At 73.6% G+C, this 9932-nt stretch carries 9 protein-coding genes and 1 pseudogene; 5 read left to right on the top strand and 5 right to left on the bottom strand.

Annotated features, from left to right (window positions below; translation table 11 throughout):
* On the top strand, positions 1-696 hold a 696-nt coding region (locus tag ABD823_RS33585; protein ID WP_344866841.1), incomplete at its 5' end, for a trypsin-like serine peptidase.
* A gap of 43 nt (positions 697-739) precedes the next feature.
* Positions 740-1969 (top strand): trypsin-like serine peptidase, encoded by a 1230-nt coding sequence (locus ABD823_RS33580; RefSeq protein ID WP_344866839.1) that lies wholly within the window; start codon positions 740-742, stop codon positions 1967-1969.
* Positions 1970-2068: 99 nt separating this feature from the next.
* On the opposite strand, the gene ABD823_RS33575 is transcribed toward ABD823_RS33580, so the two are convergent.
* Complete coding sequence (locus ABD823_RS33575; protein ID WP_344866837.1) at positions 2069-3496, bottom strand: aldehyde dehydrogenase family protein; 1428 nt, start codon at positions 3494-3496, stop codon at positions 2069-2071.
* A gap of 216 nt (positions 3497-3712) precedes the next feature.
* On the opposite strand from ABD823_RS33575, the gene ABD823_RS33570 reads away from it, so the two are divergent.
* Positions 3713-4345 (top strand): TetR/AcrR family transcriptional regulator, encoded by a 633-nt coding sequence (locus ABD823_RS33570; protein ID WP_344866835.1) that lies wholly within the window; start codon positions 3713-3715, stop codon positions 4343-4345.
* Positions 4346-4421: 76 nt separating this feature from the next.
* Here ABD823_RS33570 and ABD823_RS33565 read toward each other — a convergent pair whose 3' ends face one another.
* Both ABD823_RS33565 and ABD823_RS33560 read right to left on the bottom strand, forming a co-directional pair.
* Positions 4422-5354 carry a PucR family transcriptional regulator gene (locus ABD823_RS33565; RefSeq protein WP_344866843.1) on the bottom strand — a complete coding sequence of 311 codons (933 nt, stop codon included), beginning with the start codon at positions 5352-5354 and terminating at the stop codon, positions 4422-4424.
* Between the two features lie 223 nt (positions 5355-5577).
* A pseudogene (locus tag ABD823_RS33560) lies at positions 5578-6030 on the bottom strand (PucR family transcriptional regulator ligand-binding domain-containing protein); the annotation flags it as partial.
* A gap of 12 nt (positions 6031-6042) precedes the next feature.
* Between ABD823_RS33560 and gabT the strand changes: the two are divergent.
* Together gabT and ABD823_RS33550 are read left to right on the top strand one after the other, a co-directional pair.
* Positions 6043-7395 carry a 4-aminobutyrate--2-oxoglutarate transaminase gene (gene gabT / locus ABD823_RS33555; protein WP_344866833.1) on the top strand — a complete coding sequence of 451 codons (1353 nt, stop codon included), beginning with the start codon at positions 6043-6045 and terminating at the stop codon, positions 7393-7395.
* Between the two features lie 158 nt (positions 7396-7553).
* On the top strand, positions 7554-7820 hold the full coding sequence (locus ABD823_RS33550) for a hypothetical protein (protein ID WP_344866831.1): 267 nt from the start codon (positions 7554-7556) through the stop codon (positions 7818-7820).
* A 142-nt stretch (positions 7821-7962) separates the two neighbouring features.
* On the opposite strand, the gene ABD823_RS33545 is transcribed toward ABD823_RS33550, so the two are convergent.
* Positions 7963-9687 (bottom strand): ABC transporter family substrate-binding protein, encoded by a 1725-nt coding sequence (locus tag ABD823_RS33545; protein ID WP_344866829.1) that lies wholly within the window; start codon positions 9685-9687, stop codon positions 7963-7965.
* 8 nt (positions 9688-9695) lie between these two features.
* Positions 9696-9932 (bottom strand): oligopeptide/dipeptide ABC transporter ATP-binding protein (locus ABD823_RS33540; protein ID WP_344866827.1); only part of this gene is annotated, 237 nt, incomplete at its 5' end.

Raw genomic sequence — 9932 nt, 5'->3', positions numbered from 1 at the left:
GTCCCCGGCGCCGCCTGGACACGCGGCGGCACCGTCGCCGCGGCCACCGGCCGGGTCTTCTTCACCTATCAGGGCCGCAGCGCCTCCTGCTCCGGCACCGCGGTGACCAGCGAGAACAGGAGCACAGTGATCACCGCCGGGCACTGCGTGCGGATGGGCGGCGCCTTCCACGGCAACTGGGTGTTCGTGCCCGGCTACACCGCCGGCGAGCGGCCGTACGGCACCTGGGTGGCGACCACGCTCTACACCACCCCGCAGTGGAACGACTCCGAGGACCTCGACCACGACGTCGCCGCCGCGGTGGTCGCCCCGCTGGACGGGCGGCGGCTGACCGACGTGGTGGGCGGCCAGGGCATCGCCTTCAACCAGGCCCGGCGGCAGCCGATGCACTCCTTCGGCTACCCGGCGGCCGCCCCGTACGACGGCTCGCGGCTCGTCTACTGCAGCGGCCGGGCCTTCGACGACTTCCTGACGTCCCGCGACCTCGGCCTGGGCTGCGACATGACCGGCGGGTCGAGCGGCGGGCCCTGGTTCCTCCGCTTCGACGAGGGCACCGGCACGGGCACGCTGAACTCGGTGAACAGCTTCAAGTACGGCTTCGCGGCCGACCGGATGTTCGGCCCCTACTTCGGGGCCGAGGCCCAGGCCGTCTACCAGGCGGCACAGCGCACCGACACCCCGTCGCGGTTTCACTGAAAGTAGTCACGACGCCACGTGTCGTAGTGCAAACTCGGTTCCCATGACCCCGAGTCTTGCCCTGCTTGCGGCCGCCCCCCTCGTCATCGGACTGACGAGCGTCCCTCTGACCGGCGCGACGACCACCGAGCACGGACGGGGTGTCGTCGGCAGCGTCGCGGCGGTCCTCACAGCGAGTCCCGCGCACACCACCGGCAGGGCCGCCCGGACCGGCCGGAGCGCACAGGCCGACCGGACCGGGGAGGCCCGCCGGCACGTGCGCGGAGCCGACGTCGTCGAGCGCACGGCCGCCCGCAGCCGGGCGGAGCAGCGCCGCGTGCTGGAGTACTGGACGCCCGACCGGATGGAGCGGGCCGTCCCGCTCGACCTGCTCGACACGCTCACCGGCGCGCTGACCGGCCGCTCCGAGGCGCTCGGGCAGCGGCCGGACCTGCTGTCGCTGGACAGCAGCCTGGTCCCCGACGCGCCGGGCGCCGCCCCCGAGCGCCGGCGGGCCGCACCGCCCTCCCCCGAGCGCCGGCGGGCCGCACCGCCCGCCCCCGAACGGCGGCGCACCGCCCGGGCCGCACAGGCCCCGCGCACCGCCGCGGTGACCAGCGGGGCCCGCTGGTCGGCCGGCGGCGCGGTGCGCGCCACCACCGGCCGGGTGTTCCTCACCCTCGGCGGCGTCGACTTCGTCTGCTCGGCCAGCGCGGTGCGCAGCGCCAACCGCGACCTCGTCGTCACCGCCGGGCACTGCGTCAAGGACGGCAAGGGCGCCTGGGCGGAGAACTGGACCTTCGTCCCCGGCTACGACCGGGGCAGCCGGCCGTACGGGCAGTTCACCGCCCGGCGCATGTTCGTCGCGGGCCCGTGGTCGCGCAGCGCCGACGACAGCCACGACATCGGCATGGTCGCGCTCAACACCCGGGGCGGCAGGCACCTCACGGACATCGTGGGCGCCCAGGACATCGCCTTCAACCAGGCCCGCGGCCGGCACGCCTACGGCTTCGGCTTCCCCGTCGACCCGCCCTACGACGGCGAGCACATGATCTACTGCGCGGGCCCGGTCCGCGAGGACCCGCACGGCCAGACCCGCGACCAGGGCCTGCGCTGCAACATGACGGCCGGATCCAGCGGCGGCCCGTGGTTCACCGACTTCGACCCGGTCACCGGCCGCGGCACCATCACCTCGGTGAGCAGCTTCAAGTACAGCGACGACCACGGCACGATGTACGGCCCCTACTTCGGCGACACCGCCAGGGCGCTCTACCTCGCCGCGCAGCGCTCGTAGCGGCGCCCGCGGAAGCCGGCGGGCGGGCCCCCCCGGGCCCCGCCCGGGTCCCGCGGGGAACCCCCCGGCCGGGCCCGGCGGGGCCCGCCCGGCGGGCGTCTACAGGGTCAGGCCGGTCAGGACCATCACCTTCTCGTAGGTGTAGTCGGCCATCGCGGCGCGGACGCCCTCGCGGCCGACGCCGGACTCCTTGACGCCGCCGTAGGGCATCTGGTCGGCGCGGTAGGACGGCACGTCGCCGATGACCACCCCGCCGACCTCCAGCTCGCGGTTGGCCCGGAAGGCGACGTCGAGGCTGCGGGTGAACACCCCGGCCTGCAGGCCGTACCTGGAGTCGTTGACCGCCGCGAAGGCCGCGTCCGCGTCCGGCACGCCCTGCACGATCATCACCGGGCCGAAGACCTCCTCGCAGGCGACCTTGGCGTCGGCGGGCACGTCGGTCAGGACGGTCGGCGCGACGGTCGCGCCGTCCCGGGTGCCCCCGGTCAGCACGCGGGCGCCGCCCGCGACGGCCTCGGCGATCCACTGCTCGACGCGCTCGGCGGCCGCCTCGGAGACGAGCGGGCCGACCTGGGTCTTCTCGTCGGCCGGGTCGCCCGTCACCAGGGCCTCGACGGCCGGGACCAGCCGGTCCAGGAAGCCGTCCCGCACGGACTCCTCGACGATCACGCGCTGGACCGCGATGCAGCTCTGCCCGGCCTGGTAGTTGGAGTACAGCGCCACCCGGGAGGCGGCCCAGTCGAGGTCGGCGTCGGCGAGGACGACGGCCGCGGCGTTCCCGCCGAGCTCCAGGGTGACGTGCTTGCGCGGCACGCTGTCCATGATCGAGTAGCCGACCGGGCCGGAGCCGGTGAAGGAGACCACCGGCAGCCGGAGGTCCTCGACCAGCGCGGCGGCGCGCTCGTTGGGCACCGGGAGCACGGAGAACATGCCCTCCGGCAGGTCGGTCTCGGCGAGGATCTCCCCCAGCAGCAGCGCCGAGAGCGGGGTCGCCGGGGCGGGCTTGACGACGACCGGGGCGCCGACGGCGACGGCCGGGGCGACCTTGTGGGCGACGAGGTTGAGCGGGAAGTTGAACGGCGTGATCGCCAGGATCGGCCCGCGCGGGACGCGGGAGACGTAGGCGAGGCGGCCGGCCGCGGCGGGCTCGGTGTCCAGGCGCATCGCCTCGCCGCCCAGGCGGCGGGTCTCCTCCGCCGCGAAGCGGAAGGTGGAGACGGCGCGGGCCACCTCACCGCGGGCCCAGAGGATCGGCTTGCCGTTCTCCTCCGTGATCAGGCGGGCGATCTCCTCGGCGCGCTCGGCCAGCCGGCGCGAGACGTGGGCGAGGGCCTCGGCCCGCACGTGGACCGGGAGCGCTGCGGCCTGTTTGCGCACGGTGTCCGCCGCGGCGACGGCCTGCTCGACCTGGTCGCGGGTGGGCACGGAGCAGACGCCGACGACGCGGCCGTCATGCGAGTTGGTCACGGTGAGCTCGCCGTCCCCGGTCGCGGGGCGGCCGGCGAGCCAGAAGGGGCGCACGTCCATGCCTTCGACGGTATGCCACCGGGCGGGACCCGGTGTTGCTCCACTCCGCACAAGGGCCTCACCGGCGTCGGCCGTTCCGCATAAAATGCTCATTCCCGGTTGCGCCCCGAAAACAGGGGTATCTGATGATATTTCTGCGTACTAGCGGTTTGAACGATCTCCACCATGGCTAAGTCATCGGATGCGAACCCCCCGAGCGGAAAGGCATGGCCCCCAGTGATCCCCCCGGCGCCGCTCGGACTCCAGGGCGCCTACCTGGCAGGCGACCGCACCGGCCAGGACGAGCTGCGCGCCAAGCTCCTCGACGTGGCCAACCACCTGCTGCTCACCATCGGCCCGGAGAGCCTGTCCATGCGGCGCATCGCCACCGAGGCGGGCTGCTCCACGACCGTCATCTACACCATGTTCGGCAGCAAGGAGGGCCTGGCCGAGGCGCTCTACCTGGAGGGTTTCGAACGGTTCCGGCGGCGCCTGGAGGCCGTGCCCCCGCACCCGGACTGCCTGGAGCACCTCACCGCGCTCGGCACCGCCTACCGGGAGGCCGCGCTCGCCGAGCCCGGTTACTACAGCCTGATGTTCGAGCGGTCCATCCCCGGGTTCACCCCCAGCGAGCGGGCCAGGACCCTGGCGCGGGCCGCGCTCAACATCTTCGACCGGGTGATCGCCGACTGCATCTCGGCGGGGCGGCTCGTCCCGACCCAGCCGCGGAAGATCGCCGACGTGCTCTGGGCCGCCGCGCAGGGCGCGATCAGTTTGGAACGTGCCGGTCACCTGCGCGACGGCTCGGCCTTCGACGCGGCCACCCGTTCCGTCATCCACCGCTACCTGGCGCACCCCCCGGCCTCCTGACCCGCCCGGAGCCCGGGGCGGCGGGGCCGCGGGCCGGACGGCCGCGCTCCGGCGGGCGCTCCCCGGGCCGGAGCCCTCAGACGCTCAGCGCCACCCACAGCTCCGCCCGGGTCGCCGGGTCGTCCAGGTCCCGGCCGAGCAGCTCGGCCACCCGGCGCATCCGGTAGCGCAGGGTGTGCCGGTGCACGCCGAGCCGCTGGGCCGCCGCGTCCCAGTGCCCGTTGCACGCCAGGTAGGCGCGGAGCGACTCCACCAGGTCGGCGCGGGAGCCGTACTCCCGCAGGGGGGCGAGCAGCGCCGCGGAGAACGCCGCCGCCGCGCCGGGGTCCAGCAGCGAGAGCAGCCCCCGGCCCGCCAGGTCGGCGAAGCGCACCACCGGCCCGGCGCCGCCCCGGGCCGAGGCGAGCGCCCGGTCGGCCTGGTCGAGCCCGGCCCGCAGCTCCCCCGGCTCCACCGCCGCCGACGCCCACCGGCCCGCCGTCCGCCGCCGCCAGCGCCTCGGCCGCCGCCTGCGCCCGGGCCTCCGGCACCAGGACGACCACCCGGTCGCCGTCGGCCGCCGCGAACTCCTCCCCGGCGGCCTCCAGCGCCGCCTCGGCGTCGCCGCCGGCGGCCAGCACCGCCAGCGGTCCGCCGGGCAGCCGCTCGCCCAGCCGCTCCAGCGTCTCGCGCCCGGCCTCCGCCTCGCCCGCCAGCAGCAGCCGGAGCACCGCCGCGCGGATCCTGCGCTCGGCCGCCAGGTGCTCCCTGCCGTGCTCCAGCGCGAGGGTGAGCAGGGAGCCGGCCGCGTTGACCACGGTGTGCTCGACCGGGGTGAACGGCTTGCCGAGGCCGACCGCGAAGAACCCCCTGACCCGGCGCGCGCCGAGCGGCTGCGCGACGACGTGCTCGGCGGGGGTGGAGAAGGCCAGGCTGGCCGGGGACCCGCCGCCCTGCCGGGCGCGCCCGCGCAGCCTGCCGAGCTCGGGCAGGAACCGGACGGCGGCGTGCGCGCCCCGGCCCGCCGCATGCCGTACGGCGCCCGCCTCGTCGAGCAGGACCGCCCAGCCGCCGAGCTCGCGGGCCAGCCGGTCGATCACCGCCCGCGCCCCCTCCGGGCCCAGCGCCGCGCGGGTGAGGCGGCCCTGGGCGGCGAAGGCCCGGGCGATCTCCTCGTACTGCTCGGCGGCCAGCAGGTCGCTGACCGCCTTGCCGATCGCGACGAACGGGGTCTCCCGCGGCACCTCCAGCAGCGGCAGCCCCGCCCGGCCGGCCGCCGCCACCAGCCCGGCGGGGACGGCCTCGTGCCCCAGTCCGACGCCGAACCCGAGCCCGGCGACGCCCCGGGCGACCAGCCGCTCGACGTACGGCCCGGCGGCGGCGTCGTCCAGGCGCATGCCGGTGGTGAGGACGAGCTCGCCGCCCTCCAGGAACGGCGTGGGGTCCTCCAGCTCGCTGACCGCCACCCAGCGCACCGGCCGGTCCAGCGCCCCGTGCCCGGTGAGCGCGGAGAGCCCGAGCGGCAGCCGCTGCACGACGGTGCGGAGCGTCGGCGCCACGTGCCCTCCCGGTCCTGCTCCCGCGCGGCGGCCGTCCCCCGCGCGCCCTTCCCGGCCGTCCCCCGCGCGGCTGTTTTGTACGTGGCGGACATCCGGTCCCGGCGATTTTGCCACAGTGCACCATCGGCGTCCCCGCCCTCCCGGCATACCGTCACGGGCATGAGCACCGTCACCCAGGGCGGCCCGTCGCTCCCCCAGGAGCGCCGCGTCGTCACCGAGATCCCCGGCCCGAGGTCCCGCGAGCTGTTCGCGCGCAAGCAGTCCGCCGTCCCCGCGGGCATCGGCACGACGCTTCCGGTCTTCGTGACGCACGCCGGCGGCGGCGTCGTCGTCGACGCCGACGGCAACTCCCTGATCGACTTCGGCTCGGGCATCGCGGTGACCAACGCCGGCAACTCCGCCCCGCGCGTGGTCGAGCGGGTCCGCAGGCAGGTCGCGGACTTCACCCACACCTGCTTCATGGTGACGCCGTACGAGTCGTACGTCCGGGTGGCCGAGAGGCTCAACGAGATCACCCCCGGCGACCACGCCAAGCGCACCTTCCTGCTCAACAGCGGCGCCGAGGCCGTGGAGAACGCGGTCAAGGTCGCCCGGCACGCCACCGGCCGCCCGGCGGTCGTGGTCTTCGACCACGGCTACCACGGCCGGACCCTGCTGACGATGACGCTGACGGCCAAGAACATGCCGTACAAGCACCGCTTCGGCCCGTTCGCGCCCGAGGTCTACCGGGTGCCGCTGGCCTACCCGTTCCGCTGGCCGACGGGCCCGGACAACTGCGCCGAGGAGGCGGCGGCCCAGGCGATCGACCAGATCGACAAGCAGATCGGCGCGGCGAACGTGGCGGCGGTGCTCATCGAGCCGATCGCCGGCGAGGGCGGCTTCATCGAGCCCGCCAAGGGCTTCCTGCCGCGGATCGCCGAGTACTGCAGGGCCAACGGCATCGTCTTCATCGCCGACGAGGTGCAGACCGGCTTCGCCCGAACCGGCCACCTGTTCGCCTGCGAGGACGAGGGCGTCGTCCCCGACATCATCGTCACCGCCAAGGGCATCGCGGGCGGCCTGCCGCTGGCGGCCGTCACCGGCCGCGCCGAGATCCTCGACGCGGTGCACCCCGGCGGCCTGGGCGGCACCTACGGCGGCAACCCGCTCGCCTGCGAGGCGGCGCTCGGCGTGCTGGAGACCATCGAGGCCGAGGACCTGGTCGGAAAGGCCCGCCGGATCGGCGAGGTCATGCTGCCCCGGCTGTGCGCCCTCGCCGAGCGGGCGCCGGTGGTCGGCGACGTGCGCGGCCGGGGCGCCATGACCGCGATCGAGCTGGTCGTCCCCGGCACCAAGGACCCGCACCCGACGGCCGCGGCCGAGATCGCCCGGCGCTGCCACGCCGAGGGCCTGCTCGTGCTGACCGCCGGCACCTACGGCAACGTGCTGCGCTTCCTGCCGCCGCTGGTGATGCCCGAGCATCTGCTGGAGGAGGGGCTGGCGATCCTGGAGAAGGCGGTCTGCGAGGTCTGACCGTTTACGACCCGAGACGAGGGGCACCCGGCTTGACACCGTGTGCCCCTTTTGTCGTCGCTCGGCGCACTCCCGGGAGGCGATTTAACCGCGGCTTGGGACTGAGCAAAGCGATCACGGAGGGTGGCGAGGTTATAACGGTTGCGACGGGAGACTGCGTGATCAGGACGGGAAACGCGATGCACTGGAGGCCGACCGCGACGGCACGGCTCATGACGTTCGACCCCGAGGGTCTCACCCCCGCCCAGTGCGAGGGAGACGCCTGCGTAGCCTGCCACAAGAAGTGGCCCCGGCCGAGGATCCGCATCGGCCGCCTCCCCAACGACGCGATCCTGTTCGCCTGCCCGGACTGCGCCGAGGCGCTGCTCCCGCAGCCGGCCGCGGACGTGCGCCCGCTGACCCGCGGCATGGCCCTCACCACCTGAACAGGCGGTTCCTCACCGCCCGGAGAAGCGCCCGCCCCGCGGAGGGCCCCGGCGGGAAGCCCCCGGAAGACCCCGGCGGAAAAGGGCCGTGCCCTCCCCCGCCGGAGCGGGGAAGGGCGCGGGACGGGCCTGGCGGGCCGGCTTACTTGGTGAAGCCGACGGCCGTCCAGTCCTTCGGGTCGGCGTAACCGAAGGCGCCGTAGTTGGCCAGGTTCTTCTTGGTGGCGTAGATGCTCGGCCGCTGGTACAGCGGGATGGTGTGCACCAGGTCCCAGATCAGCTTGTCGGCCTGGTTGCCCAGCTCGATCGCCTTGGCCGGGTCCATCTCGCCGCTCGCCTGCTCGATCAGCGCGTCGAGTTCGGGCGTGCCGATCCGCGGGAAGTTGCTGCCGTAGTTCTCGGGGCTGGTCGGCGTCTTGTAGATCTGCGGCAGAGCCCCGTTCGGGAACGGCGTGCCGAGCCAGGAGAACGGCGCGATGTCGAAGTTGCCGGGGATGACGTAGTCGTCGAAGAACTTGTCGTCCGGGACCGGCTCGACGTTGACCTTGACGCCGACCTCCTTCAGCATCGCCTGGGTCAGCTCCGCCTCCTGCTTCGCCGTGGCCAGCGAGGCCGGGTAGGTGAAGCGGATGGCGAACTCCTTGCCGTCCTTCTTTCGGTACTCGCCCTCCTGCTTCCAGCCGGCGGCCTCCAGCAGCTGCTTGGCCTTCTCCGGGTTGTACTTGCCGACCTCGCCGGAGTTGTCCACGTACCCCTTGTGGGTGTTCATGTACAGGTGGTTGCCGAGCGTCTGGATCGGCCAGTCCATGTCCTTGAGGTCGGAGGCGACGATCGTCTCGCGGTTGATGCCCATCGCGACGGCCTGGCGGACCGACTTGTCCTTCAGCAGCTCGCTGGAGCCGTTGACGGTGAAGTGCCGCCAGTTCGGGGCCGCGGCCTTGCGGATGTCGACGTTCGGCACCTCCTTGGCCCGCTTGAGGTCGGAGGCGTTCCCCGGGATCTCGAAGGCGTCGATCTCACCGTTGGCGAAGGCGTTCATCGTCGCGCCGTCCTCGATGGCGCGGAAGATGACCTTGTCGAGCTTGGCCTTGCGGCCCCACCAGTTGTCGTCGCGGACCAGGGTGACGGTCTTGGTGGTCTCGTTGATGGAGTCGACCTTGAACGGGCCCGCGGTGACCGGGATCTTGCCGATCCAGCCCTTGTTGAAGACCTCGGGGTCGGAGTTGGTGGAGGCCGGGTAGAGCGGCGCGAACATGTTCTTCCAGTCGGGGTACTGCTTGGCGAAGGTCACCACGACGTCCTTGTCGGTGGCGCCCTTCTCCACCGACTCGACCCGGTCGTAGCCGTCGGTCGAGGAGACCTGGAACTTCTTGTCGGAGCCGTTCAGGGCCTTCCACTGCGCCTGGAAGTCCTTGTAGGTGATCGGCGTCCCGTCCGACCAGGTCGCCTTCTCGTGGATCTTGTAGGTGACGACCTGGGTCTCGCCCTGGAGTTCCATCTTCCACTCGGTGATGTAGTCCGGGTGGTTGTTGACGTCGGCCTTGTCGTCGGACAGGAAGGCGCTCGGCATGAGCGCCTCGATCACCTGGTCGGTGTTGTCGTGGGTGCCGTTGACCTGGTTGTAGTTCCAGTTGGCCTGCCACGAGCTGAGGGCCAGGGTGATGGTGCCGCCGTCGGCGACCTGCTCGTAGGGGACGGGGTTGATGGTGCTGCCCGGCAGCTGCGCGGCGGCCTGCTGGGCCTGCTCCGCCGCCTGGCTCGAACCGGCCTTGGGCTCGCCCGCGCCACCGGCGCATGCGGTGAGGGCCATGGCCAGGAGCGCGGCCCCGGCTGCGGCCTTGTAGCCGACCTTCACGTGTTCCTCCACGGGGATATCTACGGACGCGGGGCCACGGCGGCCCCGGCGTCCTCGGGGTAGTGGCAGGCGGCGCCGTGGTCGGCGGCGTGCGCGAGCCGTACGACGGAGGGCTCCTCCTCCGCGCACCTGCGGGCCTCGGCCTCGCCCAGCAGGGCGCGCTTCGGGCAGCGGGTGCGGAACCGGCAGCCCGACGGGGGGTCGGCCGGGCTGGGCAGGTCTCCTTCGAGCAGGATGCGCGTGCGCGCGCGCTCCTT

This window comes from Planomonospora alba, assembly GCF_039534085.1.
In the GTDB taxonomy this organism is placed as follows: Bacteria; Actinomycetota; Actinomycetes; order Streptosporangiales; family Streptosporangiaceae; genus Planomonospora_B; species Planomonospora_B alba.
Note: the sequence above shows the minus strand (reverse complement) of the source record. Positions and strands in the feature narration are given on the sequence as shown.

Coding starts and splice junctions, on each gene's coding strand:
- ABD823_RS33580 (WP_344866839.1), top strand. CDS start 740: ATGACCCCGAGTCTTGCCCTGCTTGCGGCCGCCCCCCTCGTCATCGGA.
- ABD823_RS33575 (WP_344866837.1), bottom strand. CDS start 3,496: ATGGACGTGCGCCCCTTCTGGCTCGCCGGCCGCCCCGCGACCGGGGAC.
- ABD823_RS33565 (WP_344866843.1), bottom strand. CDS start 5,354: ATGCGGCGGGCCGGGGCGCGCACGCCGCCGTCCGGTTCCTGCCCGAGC.
- gabT (WP_344866833.1), top strand. CDS start 6,043: ATGAGCACCGTCACCCAGGGCGGCCCGTCGCTCCCCCAGGAGCGCCGC.